This is a genomic window from Nocardiopsis sp. Huas11 (genome assembly GCF_003634495.1).
Lineage (GTDB): Bacteria > Actinomycetota > Actinomycetes > Streptosporangiales > Streptosporangiaceae > Nocardiopsis.
In genome coordinates this window covers 1,947,961-1,966,852 of sequence record NZ_RBKY01000001.1, presented here as the reverse complement: position 1 = coordinate 1,966,852, position 18,892 = coordinate 1,947,961, and the positions used below count along the sequence as shown (strand labels likewise).

General features: G+C 72.2%; 19 protein-coding genes. 9 read left to right on the top strand and 10 right to left on the bottom strand.

The annotated features are described in order from the left end of the window. The first annotated feature begins 90 nt into the window (after positions 1–90). The 3 genes from DFP74_RS08730 to DFP74_RS08720 all read left to right on the top strand — a co-directional run bounded on the left by DFP74_RS08730 (position 91) and on the right by DFP74_RS08720 (position 1,288). Positions 91–507 carry a hypothetical protein gene (locus DFP74_RS08730; RefSeq protein ID WP_121181222.1) on the top strand — a complete coding sequence of 139 codons (417 nt, stop codon included), beginning with the start codon at positions 91–93 and terminating at the stop codon, positions 505–507. 203 nt (positions 508–710) lie between these two features. Beyond that, on the top strand, positions 711–992 hold the full coding sequence (locus DFP74_RS08725; protein WP_233570880.1) for a type II toxin-antitoxin system Phd/YefM family antitoxin: 282 nt from the start codon (positions 711–713) through the stop codon (positions 990–992). Next, positions 989–1,288 (top strand): type II toxin-antitoxin system RelE/ParE family toxin, encoded by a 300-nt coding sequence (locus tag DFP74_RS08720; RefSeq protein WP_199725561.1) that lies wholly within the window; start codon positions 989–991, stop codon positions 1,286–1,288. Before DFP74_RS08725 ends, DFP74_RS08720 begins: the two co-directional genes overlap by 4 nt. Positions 1,289–1,399: 111 nt before the next feature. Here the strand turns inward: DFP74_RS08720 and DFP74_RS08715 are convergent, their stop codons facing one another. Genes DFP74_RS08715 through DFP74_RS08705 form a run of 3 tightly spaced genes read right to left on the bottom strand, consistent with a single transcriptional unit; the run spans position 1,400 to position 5,047 of the window. Next, positions 1,400–2,311: a carbohydrate ABC transporter permease gene (locus DFP74_RS08715; protein ID WP_121181220.1), complete on the bottom strand. Its 912-nt coding sequence runs from the start codon at positions 2,309–2,311 to the stop codon at positions 1,400–1,402. Next, positions 2,308–3,393 (bottom strand): sugar ABC transporter permease, encoded by a 1,086-nt coding sequence (locus DFP74_RS08710; protein WP_233571319.1) that lies wholly within the window; start codon positions 3,391–3,393, stop codon positions 2,308–2,310. The genes DFP74_RS08715 and DFP74_RS08710 overlap by 4 nt, the downstream gene beginning before the upstream one ends. Further along, the gene (locus DFP74_RS08705) at positions 3,386–5,047 is read right to left on the bottom strand and encodes an extracellular solute-binding protein (RefSeq protein ID WP_121181219.1); all 1,662 of its coding nucleotides are present in this window, start codon (positions 5,045–5,047) and stop codon (positions 3,386–3,388) included. The genes DFP74_RS08710 and DFP74_RS08705 overlap by 8 nt, the downstream gene beginning before the upstream one ends. 205 nt (positions 5,048–5,252) lie before the next feature. Between DFP74_RS08705 and DFP74_RS08700 the strand changes: the two genes are divergently transcribed. Then, positions 5,253–8,087 carry a glycoside hydrolase family 3 protein gene (locus DFP74_RS08700; protein WP_121181218.1) on the top strand — a complete coding sequence of 945 codons (2,835 nt, stop codon included), beginning with the start codon at positions 5,253–5,255 and terminating at the stop codon, positions 8,085–8,087. A 230-nt stretch (positions 8,088–8,317) separates the two neighbouring features. Here DFP74_RS08700 and DFP74_RS08695 read toward each other — a convergent pair whose 3' ends face one another. Beyond that, positions 8,318–9,556, bottom strand: coding sequence for an ROK family protein (locus DFP74_RS08695; protein WP_233570878.1), 1,239 nt, complete (start codon positions 9,554–9,556; stop codon positions 8,318–8,320). Positions 9,557–9,667: 111 nt separating this feature from the next. Between DFP74_RS08695 and DFP74_RS08690 the strand changes: the two genes are divergently transcribed. Further along, on the top strand, positions 9,668–10,258 hold the full coding sequence (locus DFP74_RS08690; protein ID WP_121181217.1) for a GNAT family N-acetyltransferase: 591 nt from the start codon (positions 9,668–9,670) through the stop codon (positions 10,256–10,258). Between the two features lie 115 nt (positions 10,259–10,373). Beyond that, positions 10,374–10,844, top strand: a complete 471-nt coding sequence (locus DFP74_RS08685) for an NUDIX domain-containing protein (RefSeq protein ID WP_121181216.1) — start codon at positions 10,374–10,376, stop codon at positions 10,842–10,844. Positions 10,845–10,991: 147 nt separating this feature from the next. On the opposite strand, the gene DFP74_RS08680 is transcribed toward DFP74_RS08685, so the two are convergent. Together DFP74_RS08680 and DFP74_RS08675 are read right to left on the bottom strand one after the other, a co-directional pair. After that, on the bottom strand, positions 10,992–11,252 hold the full coding sequence (locus DFP74_RS08680; protein WP_121181215.1) for a DUF6504 family protein: 261 nt from the start codon (positions 11,250–11,252) through the stop codon (positions 10,992–10,994). A 193-nt stretch (positions 11,253–11,445) separates the two neighbouring features. Then, positions 11,446–11,706, bottom strand: a complete 261-nt coding sequence (locus DFP74_RS08675; protein WP_255499702.1) for a zinc-binding dehydrogenase — start codon at positions 11,704–11,706, stop codon at positions 11,446–11,448. Positions 11,707–11,732: 26 nt separating this feature from the next. Between DFP74_RS08675 and DFP74_RS08670 the strand changes: the two genes are divergently transcribed. Continuing rightward, complete coding sequence (locus DFP74_RS08670; RefSeq protein WP_199725559.1) at positions 11,733–12,161, top strand: hypothetical protein; 429 nt, start codon at positions 11,733–11,735, stop codon at positions 12,159–12,161. A gap of 27 nt (positions 12,162–12,188) precedes the next feature. Here the strand turns inward: DFP74_RS08670 and DFP74_RS08665 are convergent, their stop codons facing one another. From DFP74_RS08665 to DFP74_RS08650, 4 genes are all read right to left on the bottom strand, one after another. Next, entirely contained in the window at positions 12,189–13,133 is a 945-nt protein-coding gene (locus DFP74_RS08665) for a M48 family metallopeptidase (protein WP_199725557.1), read from the bottom strand. A 125-nt stretch (positions 13,134–13,258) separates the two neighbouring features. Continuing rightward, entirely contained in the window at positions 13,259–14,074 is an 816-nt protein-coding gene (locus tag DFP74_RS08660; protein WP_121181214.1) for a DivIVA domain-containing protein, read from the bottom strand. Positions 14,075–14,102: 28 nt separating this feature from the next. Beyond that, complete coding sequence (locus DFP74_RS08655; RefSeq protein ID WP_121181213.1) at positions 14,103–14,423, bottom strand: hypothetical protein; 321 nt, start codon at positions 14,421–14,423, stop codon at positions 14,103–14,105. 80 nt (positions 14,424–14,503) lie between these two features. After that, positions 14,504–15,430, bottom strand: a complete 927-nt coding sequence (locus DFP74_RS08650) for an N-acetylmuramoyl-L-alanine amidase (protein WP_121181212.1) — start codon at positions 15,428–15,430, stop codon at positions 14,504–14,506. A 688-nt stretch (positions 15,431–16,118) separates the two neighbouring features. Between DFP74_RS08650 and DFP74_RS08645 the strand changes: the two genes are divergently transcribed. Together DFP74_RS08645 and DFP74_RS08640 are read left to right on the top strand one after the other, a co-directional pair. Further along, positions 16,119–17,279 carry an LPXTG cell wall anchor domain-containing protein gene (locus DFP74_RS08645; RefSeq protein WP_147453841.1) on the top strand — a complete coding sequence of 387 codons (1,161 nt, stop codon included), beginning with the start codon at positions 16,119–16,121 and terminating at the stop codon, positions 17,277–17,279. Between the two features lie 325 nt (positions 17,280–17,604). After that, positions 17,605–18,891 (top strand): hypothetical protein, encoded by a 1,287-nt coding sequence (locus tag DFP74_RS08640; protein ID WP_121181210.1) that lies wholly within the window; start codon positions 17,605–17,607, stop codon positions 18,889–18,891. Position 18,892: the final 1 nt, after the last annotated feature.

Genomic DNA, 18,892 nt, shown 5'->3' with positions numbered 1-18,892 from the left:
GAATCGCCTGGCCGCCAGCCGCAACCGCCGGGGCCGTGGGGGAGTCACACGCTGGTGGAACCAACGGACGGCCCACGGAAGGACCCGCCCGTGCGTGAGCCCTTGCCGACCTCCCTCCAGATCGCCAGAGTCCTCCTCGGCGCGCGTGTGGTCCTGCTGCTCCCGCTCGTCGCACTGGGCACGCTGTTCCTGCCGCTGTCCGAACCCCGTCCCTCGGAACCGGGCCTGGGCCTGGGCGGCTGGTGGGACCTGTGGTTCGTCGTCGCTCCAGTGGCCGCCATCGCGTTGGACGTCGTGAACATCGTGCTCCTGTCCCGCGGGAGCAGGCGGGCGCTCTGGTGGATCCGCGTCGGCTCCTTCGTTCAGCTGGCCGCCCTGTGCTATCTGGGCGTCGGTGTCTTCCTCCTGGCCGTGGTGAGCGCGGTCGTCGTGCTGCCGGCCGAGAGCTCTTCCGCCAGTGAGTGGTGCGCCCGGGTCGCACGCCGCGCGGAGCGCACGCGGGAATGAGCGGCGTCGCTCCGCCCGCCCGGGGCGCGGGCGGAGCGACGGTCAGGTCGCCCGGGGCCGCCGCCCGGCGAGCAGGAACGCACCGATCGCCAGGGCGCCTGCGGCCAGCATGACCACGGCCATCGGGGCGGCGGTGTGCTCTCCGCCCAGACCCACCGCTCCGCGCGAACCGTCAACGGATGTACATCCGATACATTGGTTGTATGAACGAGCCTGTGACCGCCCCCATGTCCGAAGTTCGACGACACCTCGCGGACACCATCGACCGCGCGCGTCACGATCACACACCGACCTTCATCACTCAACGGGGCAGAACCACGGCTGTCCTTCTGGACGCCGACGACTACCGTCGCCTGCTGGAAGCGGAGCGAGTGGCCGAGGACGCGTGGCTCAACCGCCTCGCGGACGAAGCCGAGGAAGAGGGGCGGGAGGGGTCTGTCTCTCTGGAGGAGATGGCTCGTGATCTCGCTCGGGGGGAGGAGTGATTCGGCACATCACCCGATTCACTCCGGCGGCCAAACGCAGGATGCGCGGGATTCCTCGGAACGAGGCGGTCAGAATCCTGCGCCGACTGTCCGAACTGCAGCAGGCGCTCGATGATGGTGACACCGGTGGCTTCGACATCAAGCCTCTGACGGGTCCCCAGGGTCGTTGGCGACTCCGTGTCGGGGACTATCGGGCGGTCTACACCCTGGACAAAGACGACGACGGCCAACCGATCGTATGGGTCTGGGTGATCACCGTGGGCGACCGCAAGGACATCTACCAGCAGGGCCTGTGATCACGTCGGTATCCGTTGTCACGCCGCGCACGGCGACTCCGAGATGGCGGGCTTCGTCCCCAGGCGTCGTCTCCGGGCGGGCGGCGCGCTTCCACCGCCCGCCCCGTGCCCTCAGCCCTTGACGGCGCCGATGATGACGCCCTTGGTGAAGTGCTTCTGCACCAGCGGGTAGACGAACGTGACCGGCACCAGGGCCACCACGACGATGGCCATCTGGATCGCCAGGTTGGGCGCGGACGCGGTCCCCGCGACCGCGTCGCCCACGACCGAGTTCGAGCTCAGCTGCTGCCCCTGCTGCACGTACTGGCGCAGGATCAGCTGGAGCGGCCACTTGGCGTTGTCGTTCATGTAGAGGATGGCGTTGAAGAAGGCGTTCCAGTAGCCCACCGCGTAGAACAGCCCGATGACCGCCGTGACGCCCTTGGACATCGGCAGCACCAGGCGGATGAGGATCGTCCACTCGCTCGCGCCGTCCACCCGGGCGCTGTCGCTGATCTCGCCCGGCAGGTTCATGAAGAACGCCCTCATGACCACGAGGTTGAACGCGTTCACGGCGGTCGGCAGGATGAGCGACCAGTAGCTGTCGATCAGCCCCACGTTGCTGACCAGGAGGTACAGCGGGATCATCCCGGGTGCGAACAGGAACGTCAGCAGCACCGCGAACAGCAGCGGCCGGTGCCACAGCGACCCTGTCTGGGACAGCCCGTAGGCGGCCAGGATGGTCGCCGCCAGGCTCACCGCCGTGCCCACGGCCGTCACGCCCAGGCTGACCAGGACGGCGCGCGTGACCACGCCGCCGCTGAAGAGGTCGGCGTAGGCCTGGAAGGAGATGCCCTGGGGCACCAGGACCAGGCCGCCCGCGTCGTTGACCGCGGAGGCCGGCGACAGGCTGGTCAGGATGACGATGTACAGCGGGAAGATGATGACGACCGAGATGGCCGCCAACGTGGTGTTCTTCGCGGCGCGTGCCGGAAGGCTGGGGCGCTCCGCCCACACGGGGCGGTCGGCGAACAGTGTGCTCATGAGCGTCTGTAGATTCCGTTCTCGCCCATCTTGTGGGCCAGCTTGTTGGCCAACACGATGAGGATCAGTCCGACGATGCCCTTGACCAGGCCCGCGACCGCTCCCGCGCTGAAGTTCCCCGTCACCAGCGTCTGGTGGTAGATGTAGGTGTCCAGCACCTCGGACACGTTCGCGCCGAACGCGTCCCGCTGGAGGTAGAACTGCTCGAAGCCGACGTTGAGGATGTCGCCGAGCTTGAGGATCAGCAGCAGGATGATGACCGGCCGCAGGCCCGGCAGCGTGATGTGCCACATCCGGCGCCACCGGCCCGCCCCGTCGACCGCCGCGGACTCGTAGAGGTTCTGGTTGATGGCCGCCAGGGCCGCGAGGAAGATGATCGTCCCCCACCCGGCGTCCTTCCAGATCATCTGGGAGGTGACCACGAACAGGAACGCGTCCGGGTTGGTCATGATGTCCAGCGGCGCGTAGCCGTTCTGGCGCAGCATCTGGGAGAAGAGCCCCGCACCGCCGAGCACCTGCTGGAACAGGGTCACGACCAGCACCCAGGAGAAGAAGTGCGGCATGTAAACGATGCTCTGGAGCAGCAGCCGCAGCCGGGGCGTGAGGACGCTGTCGAGCAGGATCGCCAGGCCGATGGGGATCGGGAAGAAGAACACCAGCTGGATCGAGGCGATCATCAGGGTGTTGCCCGCCGCGCTCCAGAACCGGGCGTCGGTGAACAGGCGCTCGAACTGGCTGAGTCCCACCCACGGGCTGCCGACCACACCGTCCCAGGGGTTGTAGTCCTGGAAGGCGATGATGTTGCCGAGGGTCGGCGTGTAGTGGAAGACCGCGAGCAGGGCGATCGCGGGCAGCGTCATCAGCAGCAGCTGCCAGTCGCGGCGCAGCCGTGCCCGCAGGGGCCGGCGCCGCGGCCGGGGCGCACCGGCGCCGCGGCGGCCGGGGCCACGAGGGGCGCGGTCGCCCCGGCCCCCGTTCGCCCCGCGCCCGCCCCGGCCACCGGAACCGGTGGCCGAGGGGGCGGCGGAGCGGGGGGCCGGCGGGGCCTGGGTGCCGCCGGAGGATTCGGCCCGGTCAGTCACGGCCATGCTCCTGCAGGACCTCCATGTAGAACTCGCGGCCCTCGTCGCCGCCGTCGCGCCGCCAGTCCTCGATGGCCTGGTCGAGCTGGCTGAGGTCCTCGCGCCCGCGGATGATGTCCTCGACCTTGTCGGTCATCGGCGTCTCGGCGCCGGAGAACCGCTCGGGCCGCTGGATGCGGATGCCCGCGAACGGGTCGTCCTCGGCGTACTGGGCCGCGTGGTTGTACCAGTCGGTCTTCCACTGGACGAAGTCCGGGTACTGGCTCTCGGTGATCGCCGGGGGCCGTCCGCTGATGAAGTAGTACCCGTCGTTGACCTCGGAGTTGCCCAGGTCGGTCAGCTCGGGGGCGCCGTCGTCGTTGCGCTCGTGGTGCACGCCCTCCTCCCCGTACCGGTAGTCCATGTACTCCTGGGTGCCGAACGGCGCGGCGCAGAAGTTCAGCACCTGGAGGAGCTCTTCGACCTGCTCCGGGTCCATGCCCTTGCGGATGAACACCGACTGGCCCGAGGGGTCGGACTTGTGCATGACGGGGTCGTTGCCGCCCTGGCCGAAGACCGGCATCAGGTCCAGCCGGAAGTCGGGCTCGTCGCCGAGCATCTGCATGTACGCCTCGTTCCAGGCGCCCAGTCCGTCCTGGTTGAAGACGATCTGCCCAGAGTTGAGCAGTTCCTTGGAGTTGTCCGCCTTGGCGACCACGTCGGGGTGCATGAGTCCGGCGTCGTAGATGCGGCGCATGTACTCGATGCTCGCGCGCCATTCCTCGGTCTCGAACATGTGGATGAGCTCGCCGTTCTCGTAGCGCCACAGCCTGGGCGCGCCGAAGACCTGGCGCATGCTCAGATTGAAGTCGCCGAACGCCCACCGGTTGTTGTCGGGGTCGTTGATCTCCTCGCCGATCTCGAAGAGCTCGTCGGGCGAGGTGGGCGGCTCGATCCCGTACTCGTCCAGCAGGTCGCGGCGCATGAGCACCCAGTTGCCGAAGGGCTCGGAGGGCCACGGGACGCCCATGAGCTTCTCGTTGAAGACGTTCCAGCGCCAGGCGTCGCTCTCCAGGTTGGCCAGCAGGGGGTAGGCGGCGGCCGCGTCCCCGGCCAGGTGGGGGGTGAGGTCCTCGAACAGTTCGCCGACGGCCCGGTTGAACTGGGGGATCAGGTTGATCGTCCAGTCCGGGAACATCGTGAGGTCGGCGACGTCGCGCCCGGCGACGACCGCGTTCATCTTGTCGATGACCGTGTCGCCGTCCTGGAAGTTGAACTCGACCGTCGTCCCGATGCGCTCGTTGACGTAGTCGAAGAAGGAGTTGTTGCCCAGCCCGGGGGGCACCGGGCCCCACAGCGGCGTCATGGCGGTGTAGTGGCCGCCGCTCCCGGGCGGGCTCGACATCGCCCGGACGAACGATTCCGGGTACGAGGTGAAGCCGCTCGGCGCGCCGTGCAGGCCCTCGATGTCGGGGGCGACCCCGTCGAAGGGGATGTGCGTGGGGATCAGGTCGTCCAGCGAGGTGGCGGCCGAGGCGGATCCTCCGCCCCCACCGCCGGAGTTCGAGCTGCACGCGCCGAGGGCTCCGGCGGCGAACGCGGCGGTGGTGGAGGCGCCCACCAGGCCGAGGAAGCGGCGGCGACTCGGCACTGGTCTACGGGGAGTGGGGGGCATAGCGTCGTTCCTTCGGTCGATCAGGCCGCGGGGCCCACGGGGGTAGGAATCGAAGGGCCATTTTGCTATGAATTAGTTGGCCGTTTGGACAAACAAATTACTGCACTGTGAACTAGCACACAAGGTCTCGTAGGCTCGAAGTCGAAGCGTTTCGATTTCGATTCGGCGAGGCGTCGGCGCATCGAACCAGAGACGGACACCCCCCATGGCCCACCCGGTTACACCGGACTCCCAGGACGAGCAGCGTGTACGCGACCTCCTGGACGCCCTCACCCTCGACGAGAAGATCGGGCTGCTCCACCAGCACCAGGCCCCCGTCGAACGACTCGGCCTCGGCGCCTTCCGCACCGGCACCGAGGCGCTGCACGGACTGGCCTGGCTCGGGCCCGCCACCGTGTATCCGCAGGCCGTCGGCCTCGCCGCCACCTGGGACCCCGACCTGGTCCGACGGGTCGGCGCGGCCACCGCCGACGAGACCCTGGCCTTCCACGCACGCGACCCCGCCGGTGCGGGCCGCAACGTCTGGGCGCCGGTCGTCAACCCGCTGCGCGACCCGCGCTGGGGGCGCAACGAGGAGGGCTACGCGGAGGACCCGTGGCTCACCGGGCTCATCGCCACCGCCTACGCCCGCGGCCTGGCGGGGGACGGTCCCCGTCTGCGCACCGCGCCCACCCTCAAGCACTTCCTCGGCTACAACAACGAGACCGACCGGTGCACGACCTCCAGCGACCTGCCGCCACGGGTTCTGCGCGAGTACGAACTGCCCGCCTTCCTGCCCGCCCTGCGCGAGGGGGCGGCGGTGGCGGTCATGCCGTCCTACAACCTGGTCAACGGCCGGCCCGCGCACCTGAGCCCGCTGATCGACGAGGTCCTGCGGGAGGCCGCGCCCGACGACCTGCTCGTGGTCAGCGACGCCTACGCGCCCGCCAACCTCGTCGAACTCCAGCACTTCCACCCCGACCTGCCGACGGCGTACGCGCACGCCATCCGCGCCGGGCTCGACAGCTTCACCCAGGACGACGAGCGGACCGAGGCCACGCTCGGACACGTCCGCGAGGCCCTGGACCGGGGCCTGCTGGCGGAGGCCGACATCGACCGGGCGGTCCGCCACGCCCTGTCCGTGCGTGTGCGGCTCGGGGAGTTCGACACCGGACCCTCGCCCGTCGCGAGCGGCGCCGTCGACACCCCCGAGCAGCGCGCGCTCGCCCGCGAGGCGGCCACGCGGTCGATCACCTTGCTGCGCAACGACGGGATCCTGCCGCTGCGCGACGTGCGCCGCGTGGCGGTGATCGGCCAGCTCGGCGACACCCTGCTGGAGGACTGGTACAGCGGCACCCTGCCCTACAAGGTGACCGCGCGCGAGGGGATCGCCGCACGCGTGGAGACCGTCTTCTGCGAGGGAGCCGACCGGATCGCGCTCACCACCTTCGGCCACGGGGCCGTCGCCGCCCCCGAGGACGGGGGGCCGCTGCGGCTGGAGAGCACCGGCGCGCTGGGTTCGGACGAGGGGGGCGCGACCGCCCTCACGCGCCTGCCCGGAGCCGCGTTCGACCTCCTGGACTGGGGCGGCGGCGCCTTCGCGCTGCGCTCGGCGCGGACGGGCCGGTACGTGAACGAGGGGCCCGACGCCACCCTGGTGTGCGACGCCCCGGGGCCCGGCACGTGGGAGGTCCGCCAGACCTTCCGGTTGGAGGAAAGCGGTGCCGGGCACGTCGTCCTGGTCCAGATCCACACCGGCCGCCGGGTCATGGTCGGCGACGACCTGGTCCTGCGCCTGACCGACGACGCCGACGCGGCGGCCCCGTTCTTCGTGCACGGAGTCGGCTCGGGCGCCGAGGAGGCCGCGCGGGTGGCCTCCACCGCCGACGTGGCGATCGTGGTCGCGGGCGACCACCCGATGGTGAACGGACGCGAGACCGAGGACCGCGCCGACCTGGAGCTGCCCGAGGCGCAGGAACGGGTACTGCGGGCCGTGCACGGGGCCAACCCGGCCACGGTCCTCGTGCTGAGCAGCGGTTGCCCGTTCGCCGTGACGTGGGCCGACGAGCACGTGCCCGCCGTCCTGTGGTCCGCGCACGGCGGGCAGGAGTACGGGCACGCCCTGGCCGACGTGCTGTTCGGCGACGCCGAGCCCGCCGGGCGGCTCACGCAGACCTGGTACCGCTCGACGGAGGACCTGCCGGACCTGCTCGACTACGACGTCATCACCGCGCGCGGCACCTACCTGTACTTCGAGGGTGACCCGCTCTACCCGTTCGGGCACGGGCTCGGCTACACGAGTGTCGAGTACGGGGAACCGGTGGTCCGGGTGGACGGCGGCCGGGTGACGGTGGAGGTCGAGGTCGCCAACGCCGGGCCGCGGACGGCCGAGGAGGTCGTGCAGGTGTACACCCGCCAGCTGGAGTCACGCGTGCGGGTGCCGCTGCGGGCCCTGCGCGGTTTCGCGCGGCTGAGCGTGGAGCCGGGTGAGTCGCGCACGGCCGTGGTCGGGTTCGACGTCGAGGAACTGGCGCTGTGGGACACCACCCGGGACCGGTTCGTCGTGGAGGACGCGCCGCGCGAGGTGCTCGTGGGCCGGTCGGCCACGGACGTGCGCGCGAGCGCTCCACTGGAGGTGCCGGGCGAGGCGATCCCGCCGCGCGACGCCTTCGCACGCGCGTGGGAGGCCGCGGGCTACGACGACGCCCGCGCCGTGCGCCTGTGCCCGGTCACCCGCGAGCGCGGTGACGCGGTGCGCGCCGCCGGCGGCACCGCGTGGGCGGGCTACCACGGGGTGGACCTCGCGGAGGGCGCCGCGGAGGGTCGGCTCGTGGTCAACGCCGACCGGGAGTGCGTGGTGCGGCTGCGTCTGGACGACCCGGAGAAGGGGCCGGTGGCGGCGACGTTCGCCGTGCCCGCCGCGGGCGACCGGTTCGCGTTCACCGAGGTCAGGGCCCAGGTGGTCGGGGCGAGCGGTGTCCGCGACCTCTACCTGGTCCTCGAAGGCGACGGCGAGGGCGAGGGGCCGGCGGTGGCCTCGTTCGCCTTCGATCGGGGCTAGGGCGTGTATGACGGATGCCGCCCGTCGCGAGCGGCGTTCCAGTGGTGGCCTCGCAAGGCCGAAGAAGGAAGCATCCTGGTGTGGCTGTTGACTGATGAGAACGCAGTGAGGGTGCCGCTGGGGCGTCGCGCAGCAGGGTGAGTGTCCGTCATACACGCCCTAAGCCGTGTTTTTCTGCAGGCTTTCGGATGAGCTCGCCCGGAACGCTGCAAAGAACACGCCCTAGGTCGCTACCCGGCGCGGACCCGGGGCGCGGGCAGCGGCAGGAGTCCCGCCTCCAGGGCGTGGACCATCGCCGCCGCCCCGCCCCGGGCCGCCGCGCTCAGTCCCAGGGACGACAGCTCCACACGGCAGCCGCCGGCGTCGGGCGCGAACGCGTGCGCCGAGGCCGTCGCCCGGCAGTTCGGCAGCAGCCACGGGCCCATCGGCACGAAGTAGCCCCCGAGGACGACCACCTGGGGGTTGACCACGTTGGCCAGCATCGCCACGCCCCGGCCCAGCCACGTCCCGGCCCGCTCGAAGGCCTCCACCGCGGTGGCGTCGCCCTCCGCGGCGCGCTCGACCGCGACCGCCACGAGCGCGGTGATGTCGCTCGCCGAGAGGACGCGGTCGGGGACGCGGTCGGGCACGGCCTCGCGCAGGATCGGATCGATCCCGGCCAGGGCCTCCAGGCAGCCGCGCCGACCGCACGCGCAGGCGGGCCCGTCCCCGGCCAGCGGCACGTGCCCGATCTCCCCGGCGAAACCGCCGGCCCCGCGCAGGAGCTCGCCGCCGGTCACCAGGCCCGCGCCGATGCCGATCTCACCCGTCACGTAGACCAGGTCGGGGGTGCGGGCGAAGGACCCGGTGAGGTACTCGGCGAGCGCGCCGAGGTTGGCGTCGTTGTCCACTTGCACGGGCAGGGCGGGGTCGGGGAGCAGGGCGCGGACCCGCTCCCGCAGGGGTACCTCGACCCAGCCGAGGTTGGGGGCGCGCCGGACCGTCCCGGTGGCGGTGTCGATGAGTCCCGGCACGGCCAGGCTCGCCCCGACCACGGTCCGCCCGCGCAGCTCCGGGCCGTCCATGGTCTCCCGGACCGTCGCGGCGATCTGGCGGACGCACTCGTCGGGGCCGGCCGAGCGCGCGTCGAAGGGCACGTGACGGATGAGGAGGTCGTGGGTGAGGAGGTCGACGGCGACCACCGACAGGTAGTCGACGTTCACCTCCACGCCGATCGCCGCCACCGAGGAGTCGTCCAGGGCCAGCATCACGCCGGGGCGCCCCACGCGGTGCTCGGCGGTCACTCCGGTCTCGCGCACCAGTCCCCGGGAGATCAGGTCGGAGACCAGGCTGGAGACGGTGGTCTTGTTCAGCCCCGTGTCCGAGGCGACCGAGGCGCGTGAGCAGGGCGCCATGGCGCGCACCGTACGGAGCACCACACCCAGGTTGGTCTCGCGGACCGTCTGGAAACTCACCGAACCCGTCGACACGGTTCCCCCTCTTTCCTCCCCGCCGAGGCGCACCGGGCGCTGTGCCCGGATCGTACAGGGCGCACGGAAAACCGGTTGCCCGCGTGGGGAGACCCCTGGTTGGATCCCGGCATGGTGCCCTCCGACGTGTTCCGCACACAATCCGTCCTCACCGGCGACCGCGTCCGCCTCGAACCCCTCGACGGCGAGAACGGCGCGGACCTCGTGGACGACTACGTCGACATGGACCCGGTGGTGCGCAAGCTCACCGGCACCCATCAGCGGTTCACCCCGCAGCTCCTGCGCGAGTGGTTCGCGTCGCGTCCGGACCAGCACGACCGCGCCGACTGGGCGATCCTCGAACGCGAGGGCGGCACCGTGGTGGGGGAGTGCGCGCTCATCGACCTGGACCCGGACAACGCCGTGGCGGACTACCGGATCACGTTGCGGGACATGGCGCTGACCGGCCGGGGGTACGGCACCGAGGCCACCGACCTCGTCCTCGACTACGCGTTCGGGACGGCGGGGCTGCACCGGGTCGCCCTCCAGGTGTTCGCGTTCAACGTCAACGCGCAGAAGTCCTACGCCAGGTCGGGTTTCGTCCGAGAGGGCGTCTGGCGCTCGCACCTGCGCTGGGACGGCGAGTGGCACGACACGGTCCTGATGTCGGTGCTGGCGCACGAGCACGCCGAGTGCCGCGGGGCAGGCCACGCGGCGACCTGAGCGAGGCTCCGCGCGGGGGCGCCCCCAGTCGAGTGCGCCGACGTGCGGACGGCGGCCCGCGTGTCCGTGACCAGCGGGTGGTCCGCCCGGGCGAACATGCCCTAGCCTTCTGGGCATGCCCGTCCCAGACTTCATCCTCGAACTCCGCCGCCGCGTCGGTCACGACCCGCTGCCGCTCGTGGGGGTGACGGGCGTGCTGTTGAACGACGACGGCCACGTCCTGCTGCACCAGCGCACCGACGACGGCCGCTGGTGCACACCGGGCGGGATCCTGGAGCCGGGCGAGCAGCCCGCCCAGGCCGTGGTCCGCGAGGTGTGGGAGGAGACCGGCGTCAAGGCCGAGGTGGAGCGCCTCGTCAGCGTGGTGTCGGCGGACCCCTTCACCTACCCCAACGGCGACCGCGTGCAGATGCTCGACCTGGCCTTCCGCTGCCGCCCGGTGGGCGGCAGCGCCGGCCCGGTCGGCGACGAGTCCCTGGACGCGCGGTGGTTCGCCCCGGACGACCTCCCGGAGATGCCAGGGCGCATCCTGGAGCGCATCCGCCACGCGCGTGAGAACCGGATCGAGCCCTTCCTCGTCATGTGACCTTGGCCCGGCCGACCGCTGCCATGCCGACTGCTGCCCGGCCGACTGCTGCCAGGCCGACCGCCGCCCGGGCTCCGAGCGCACGGGAACGGCCCGCGCGGTGTGCCGCGCGGGCCGGACGGGTGGAGCGGACCGGCGGGTGCCCGGTCAGTGCCACTGACGCCGCATGGTCCAGGTGTCGGACGCGGCGTCCCTGGTGATGTCGATGATGCTCGGGTGCCCCGCCTCCGACTCCGCCGAGACACGGAGCAGATGGACCTGCGTCGCGGGCACGCCGGGCGACTCGGCGCGCGCGGGCCAGTCGCCGATGACCCGGCGGACCCGGAACGTGTGGCCGCGCCAGGTGAACTGGGCGGGGTTCCCACCGTGGGTGGAGCGGACGTCGATCTGTTCGTTCAGGAGACTCACTCGCACAGTTTATCGAACGTGTGTTCGACTCCGTCAAGTCCCGCCGACGCCCGGCCGGGTTCCAACACCCTAGAGCCGCTCCCCACGGGGGAGCGGGTCCCGCCTCGGCGTGTCCCCGTGCCGGCTCCGGTCCCTCGACCGGCTTCGTGCCCTCGCGCCGACCCCGCGCACGGGCCCGCCTCCCGACGCGGCCTCACGGCGTGACGACGATCTTGCCCCGCACCCCGCCGCGTTCGAGCATGCGGTGGGCCCGGGCGATGTCGTCCATCTCCAGCACGGCGCTCACCACCGGGACGATCGTGCCCGTGTCCACCAGCGCGGCCAGTTCCTCCAGTTCCGCCGGGGAGGGGTCGTTGCTGAACGCGCCCAGGCGTGTGCGCCGGTCCAGGCCGCCCGCCACCACCCACAGGGCCGCCCGGATCGGCCGACGCGGGTCCAGGGCGAGCGGGAACAGCGTGCCCCCACGATCGAGACGCCCTCGTGGCGGACCTGGCCGAACAGGCCGCGGCGGAACTGACGGTGTGCTTCAGGGAGCTGGCGCGGACGGTCCCGGCCGATCTGGCGTTGGAGCGCGCCCTGCGCGTCGTCGCCGCCGAGACGGTCGCCACGCGCGTGTGCGCGCCGGACCACCGGGAGCGCTTCGCCGACCGGACGCGGGCCCTGGACGAGCGCGTGGACGGCGAACTGCACCGACTCCTGGTCAGCGCGCGGGACAGCGGCCGGATCGCGGCGGGCGTCACCGCTCAGGACCTGAGACTGGTCAGAGCCGCCGTCGCGGCGGCCGTGGACACCGAACCGGACCCGGCGCGGGCCGGCCGGGCGGCCCAGCGGACGGTGACGCACTTCGTGCGGTCCTTCCGCGGCGCGGACCGACCCGGTCTGGGGAGCGGGGCCGGTCGCGCGGACTGACCCGGTCTCCGGGCCGCGGCGCGCCCGTCAGAGGAAGACCCGGCCCCGGCGGGCGCGGTCGCGCAGCGCCGCCATCCGGCGGGTGTTGCTCGGCCGACGGCTGAGCAGGTGGTAGACCAGCAGCGACAGCCCCCGGTCGGTGCGGGCGCGGTCGGCCATCTCGCCCATGTTGACGCGCGCGTACAAGTGCTTGCCCCCGGCGTACAGCCGGACCGCGTGCACGCCCTGCGGGCAGTGCGTGAAGGCGTGGTTGTCCGCCGTGTACTCCATGGTCCGGGACAGGGCCGCGCCCAGACCCGGCACCAGGTGGGCGCCCAGGGTCGCCAGCCGGCGCCAGAACCCGGTGTGTCCGGCGGCGACGTGGCCCAGCTGGTGCGCGATCAGGAACGCGACGGCGTCCGGGTCGCGCAGCCGCTCGCCGACCTCGAACAGGTCGTTGGGCAGCACCAGGTACCGGTGCAGCCGATGGCCCCCCGCGTCCGCCCGCGCCGCCCAGTGGTCGGCGCCCGCCCGTACGTAGGCCTCCGGGGCCCGGCTCAGCCCCATGTCGGCGGAGAGCGAGGCCACCATCCGGTAGGCCTCCGGGAACTGGGTGGGCGAGATCTTCACCGACTCCGCCCGTTCACGGGCGTAGCGTAGCCCCCGGACCGCCCAGAGCCCCACGGGAACCGCCGCCGGCACCCCGGCGGCCCACCAGGGCGAGCCCGAGACCGACCACACCGCGCAGGCGAGCGCGGCGAGCATCAGCACGTTCACCGCCGAGCACACGACCAGCAGCGGCACCTCCCACGGATGGGCGGGTGCCGGGAGGACCTCCTCGTCGGTGTCGAGGGGGCGTGGGGGGTCGGTGCGGCGGTGCGGCGTCCGCGGTCCCGACCCTCCGTGCGCGGGTGTCCCCCTTCCGGGCGTCGCGGAGCAGCCGTGCGCCGTCGAACAGGCGGCGTGGCCCCTCGGGGGTATCGCGTGTGACATCGTGCCTCCCCTCAGGCCGCGGTTTCGCGCTCAAGGCGATCCGGCTACACTCTGTAGCTGAATATTACGTTCCGCTTCCCTGGGGGTGGTGTTGTGCGGCGACGGCGTGTCAGGCCGCGTCTCGATCAGGGCTCCTCGTAGCGTCGCAGCTCCTCCGCGAGCACGTCCAGGAACCGGTCCACCTGGGCGGGGTCGTAGCCCGGGCGGGCCCGGGTCGTGGCGAACTGCACCCGTTCCACCTCGGCGGCGGACAGCGTCGCCCGCTCCGGCCGCCCCTGGAGCAGGACGTCCAGGGTGAACTCGGCCCGGTCCAGGAAGTCGTCGACCTCCTGCTCGTTGTAGCCCGTGGTCAGACGCGTGGTCGCGAACTGCTGCTCGCGGATGTCACGCGGGGTCATCGGCGGGCGCTGGTGCCCCGGGCCCGGGTGCGGCGGCGTTCCGGCGCCCCGCGGGTCGGCCGGGTAGTGCTGGGGGCCCGCGGTCGGGCCCGCCGGACCCATCGGCCCGCCCTGACCCCTCGGCCCTCCAGGTCCCACGGGGCCGCCCTGGCCCCTCGGCCCTCCAGGCCCCGCGGGCCCGCCCTGACCCATCGGTCCGCCCGGCCCGGCGGCACCGGGCATGCCGGGCCGACCCGGCAGCGGCGGGCTCGCGGACCGTCCGAGTCCGCGCCCGGCCAGGTCGGCGACGACGACGTCGAGGAAGTCGTCGACCTCGTCCTCGCGGTACCCCGGGCTGAGCCTGGTGGTGCGGAACCTGGAGTTGCGCACGTCGTCGGCCGTGAGGAGGGGGCCCCGGCGGGGACCGCCCTCCAGGGCGACGAGCGTCGCCTCTATCCGGTCGAGCAGGGCGTCGACGTCCTCCTCGTTGTAACCCGGGCGCAGACGCACCGTATGGAACTTCTTGTTGCGGATGTCCGCCGGTGTCAGAGGCATGGTCCCCATTGTGCAGTTCACGCGGTTCCCGGGGGGATCATCCCCGGTCACCGCGTGATTCGGCTTCGGTGATCCGGTCGGCGAGATCGCTGAGGACCTCGCTGACCTGGTTCCTTTCGTACCCCCGCAGGGACATGTCCAGCACGGCGGCACGGAGTTCGGTGGCGGTGATCGGCGCCGGCTGACGGTGCGCCGCGAGTCCGGGGACCGGAACGGCGGCCTGGGTGTAGGCGGGGACACCGGTCAGCGCGGTCAGGGTGACGTTGGCCCGGTCGACGAGGTCATCGACCTGGCGGCGGTCGAATCCGCGCAGGACCATGTCGAACCCGGGGGAGGGCTCGGGGGCGGGGGAGTTCATGCACGGCATTATGGCCGAGAGCCCTCGCGCTCGCCAGGGATGGCGGCGGTTGTGGCCGGGAACGGTCGCCGGTCCCCGCCTCACTCGCGCATGAGGTAGGCGGCCAGCCCGCGCGCGATCGCGTCGGCAGCCGAGGCACGCCACCGCGGATCGGACAGGAGCGCGGCGTCCTCCTCGTTGCGCAGGTTCCCCGCCTCCAGGAACACCTTGGGCACGGTGGACAGGTTGAGTCCGCCCAGATCCGTGCGCTCGTCCAGGCCGTCCTCGGCGAGGTAGTCGGCGTAGGGGACCTCGGAGCCCTCCAGGTACTCGCGCCGCAGGTCCTGGGCGAGCAGGCGCGAGGGCTCCACGATGTCCTCGGTGAACCCGTCGACCTCACCGGGGGCGATCACGTGGAAGCCCCGGCCCGACGGGGGGCCGCCGTCGGCGTGGATGGACAGGGCGGCGTCGGCCCCGGCCTCGTTGCCGATCGCGGCGCGCTGGTCGATGCAGGGACCGACGCCCTCGTCGTCGTCGCGGGTGAGGACGACCGTGGCGCCGTCGGCCTCCAGCCGCTCCTTCACTAGCAGGGCCATGTCCCAGTTGAACTCGTGCTCGGAGTAGCCGTCCTCGGTCTCGGCGCCCACGGTGTCGCAGGCCTTGCGCTCGGGGCCGGCGGAGACGAGCTCGCTGATCTCGTCGACGGCCTCGGCGTTGCCGCCGTTGTGTCCGGGGTCGATGAGGACCACCCGTGTGCCGAGCGGTCCGTCGCCGGCGGGGGCACCGTCGTCGGTCCCGGGATCCTCCGGCGGCGGCGCGGCGTCACCGGGTCCCCCGGGCTCGGCGTCGGTTCCCTGGTCGCCGTCCTCGGGACCGGGCAGCGGGATCGCCGCGGTCGGGTCGCCCCCGGGCGCGGCACCGGACCCGCTCGCGCACGCGGTGGCGAGCAGGACGGTGGTGGTCAGGGCGAGGACGGACAGGGCGCGGGCGGCGCGGCTCCGGGGCCCCGACGGTACGGAGGCGGGCATGCCCACAACCTAGGGCATGCGCGGTGGGGCCCGCCCCCGCCGCATGACGCACCACGGGGCCGGTCGGTTGACACCGCATTGTGTGAAATTCGGCGGAATTGGGCGTGAGCGGAGGGTGGTGTCCGGCGCCGGCGTCCATTGACGGGGGGCGTGGAGTTCCGTTCCGCGGCGGCCATTGTCCGGGGCGGGGCCTTCCTCGAACCGGGCCGCGGACAAGAGTCCGCGGGGTTCGGAGGCGCCGGATCCGAGGGTGGATGACCTGCGGGGCACGCGATCGGCCTTCCTTCGCGCCACGCGTCCTCATTCTCAAGGACGCGTGTCGTGCGTCCAGGTTGACAGGATTGCGAAAAAAATCTTGAAGGGAATGGTTCGGTCGCCTAGCGTGATCCATTCGCCAGTGTTACCTATTTGTCATCACATTTCGGATGATTCGAACTTTGCCTTGACGCTATGGTTCTTTCTGGAAGCGGGACGCCGTCCCACTCTTGGTTGACGAGTCCCCACTGTCCTGGGGCCGGCGCGTCCTCGCTTCCGGTTGACAGGCCCCTCAACGGCGCCTGTCATCCCCCTGACAACCCCTGGGCCAGCCGCTCCTGAACCTCGTGGACTTCCCCGCGTTCCGAGGATGTGGAGTGCGCCCGGGCCAGCCCCACCCATACGGGCTGGATTGATCCGAATGAGGATGACCTTGAAGATCAGTCCCCGTTTCTCCGCGCGTCGGATCGCGCAGGGCGGCGCCACCTTCGCGGCCTTCGGCGCCCTCACCCTGGCCGCCGCCATGCCGGCCGCCGCCGACACCACCTACGGCTGGGGCTTCGCCACCGCCTCGGGCGGTGAGGCCACCGCCGCCACCGACGTCACCCAGTCGGGCTCCGCGTCCGGCACGACCGGCGGCCTCATCCAGGTGGACGACTGCTTCTCCCTCGACGCCGAGACCACCGCGACGGTCGGCGCCAACGGCGTGACCGCCACCACGGTCATCAACAGCGCGCGCATCGAGCTCACCCAGGAGTGCCTGAACGAGCTCCCCGAGGACGAGCTCCCGGTGCCTGACGAGGACGACGAGAACGAGGACGACGAGACCGTCGACCCGGACGAGTCCGACGAGCCGGCCGACGACGAGAGCGTGGACCCGGACGAGTCCGACGAGACCGAGGACCCGGACGCTGACGCGGACGAGACCGAGGAGCCCGTCGAGACCGAGGACCCGGACGCTGACGCGGACGCGGACGAGACCGAGGAGCCCGTCGAGACCCCCGAGCCGACCGAGTCCGACGCGGCCGCCGAGTCGACCGAGGTCGTCACGCTGGACGAGGAGAACTCCACCACCGTCAGCGCGAGCGGCGAGCCGATCGTCGACATCAGCGTCACCGGTGCGAGCGTCACCACCACCCAGTCGTGGGACGGCGTGGTCGACCACTCCGTGAACCAGGGCAGCGCCACCGGCGACGCCCAGGTCTTCGGTGACCACTACGTGGACACCTCCGAAGAGGACGGCGTCACCTGGAACGACGGCGTCACCGACCTCTACGTGACGTTCGCCGCCGACGAGTTCCAGGTCACCTACTACCTGGGCACCACCGCCGCGGCCGTGGCCACCGTCGCGGACGGCGGCAACGGTGGCGGCAACGGTGGCGACGACGGCGACGAGCAGAACCCGCCGGCCCGTGACGGCGACCAGGACGAGGAGCCCGCGCCCAAGGCCGCGCAGCCCCTGCCCCAGACCGGTTCGCCGATCGTCGGTCTGATCGGCGCCGGTGCGGCCATCGCCGCCGGTGGTGCCGCCGCCGCCTTCCTGGCCCGTCGCAAGAAGACCGCCGCCACCGCCGAGGAGAACGGCGAGGGCTGAAGTTCGAGCTGAGGGTCTGAGGGCCCGACACGGCCCCGGGGACGAGTTCCCCGGGGCCTTTTCGTCGTCCGCGGGCGGCACACGGAACTCCCGGGGGTGGGGGCCGCGTTAGTCCCTAGTAGACGCCGGAACGCGAGCCGGGCACCCCGCACGGGCCGCTTCCCGTGTCGTGGTCCACGGACTAGGCTCGCCGTGGGGCACTTCGGTACCCCGAAGGCCCGGACGGCCGCGCCGGGGGGACGATCCCTCCCGACCCGCGGTCACCGCGAACGACGACAGGCACACGCCGACCGGGCCATCCCCCAGATGCAACAGGAGCGAAGTCGTGACCCCCCACAGACCGACCGCCCGCCGCGTTCTCGCCGGAGGCACCCTGTTCATCGCCCTGGGTGCGCTCGGTGCCGTCTCCGCGGCCCCCGCCACCGCCTCCGCCACCCCCCTCGTGTGGGGCCACGCCCAGTCCTGGGTGGCCGACGGCGACCTCGTCACCGGCTACTCCACCGTCATCGGCTTCGGCGGTGACACCGAGGAGAACACCCCCGCGGACGCCCTCTTCGGGCCCCTGGCCGACTACGCCGACGTACGGGGACGCAGCAGCGCCGTCGTCGACACGGACGGCGCGAGCGCCCGGTCGACCGTGGACTCGGCGACCGTCCGGCTCGGCGTGGACGACCTCGCCGACCTCGGCCTGCTCGACCTCCCGGACGGGGCGGCGCGGCCGTCCGCGAGCCCCAGCGCGCAGGAGAGCTCCGCGCCCTCACCGTCCTCGGAGCCCGAGAACGACGTCCAGGCCGACCCCGGGACCGCTCCGGACTCCGGTGACGGGTCCGACGGCCCGGTCATCGCGGAGGAGAGCGGACCGGAGCCCGAGGAACCGGTGGAGGAGGACGAACCCCGGCGGGAGCCCTCGTCCGGGCCCGCCGCGGAGTCGCCCTCACCTAGTGCCTCGCCGAGCGACGGCGAGGACGCCGACGAGGACGTGGTCGTGCTGGACGACACCAACAGCCGGACCGCCTCCGGGACCGACAACACGGTCGAGTTCACGCTGTCCGAGGTGACCGGCACCGCCGACGCCGCGTTCGACGGGACGACGGACGCCTCCCTCCGGCACGGCGACCTGACCGCGTTCGGGGTCCCGGTCGGGTCGGTGGACCAGGACGGCGTCACCGTGGAGGACACCCTGGAGATCCTCGGCGAGGACGGCGACGTGCTGGAGACCGTGCCCGTGAGCGTGCGGTTCGCGGCCACGGAGGCGACCTTCGACGACGAGGACCGTGACTGGACCGGCAAGGGCGTGCGCACGGCGCTGACCGTGTGGATCCAGGTCGGCGAGGACGTGGAGGACGTCCTCAGCGTCGACTTCGCCGACGCCTGGGCGCTGGGCTCCACCTTCGGGGACGCCGTCGGATCGCCCGATCCCACGGACCGGCGCACCGATGCCAGTCCGAACCCGACCAGCGCGCCGAAGGCGACCGACAGCCGGCTGGCGACGACGGGAAGCTCGCTGGCGGCCCTGGTGACCGCGGCCGTGGTGGCGGTCGGCGGCGGCGCGGCCGCGACCTTCCTGGCCCGCAAGCGCACCACCGCGCTGGATGACCAGATCGGGGACTAGC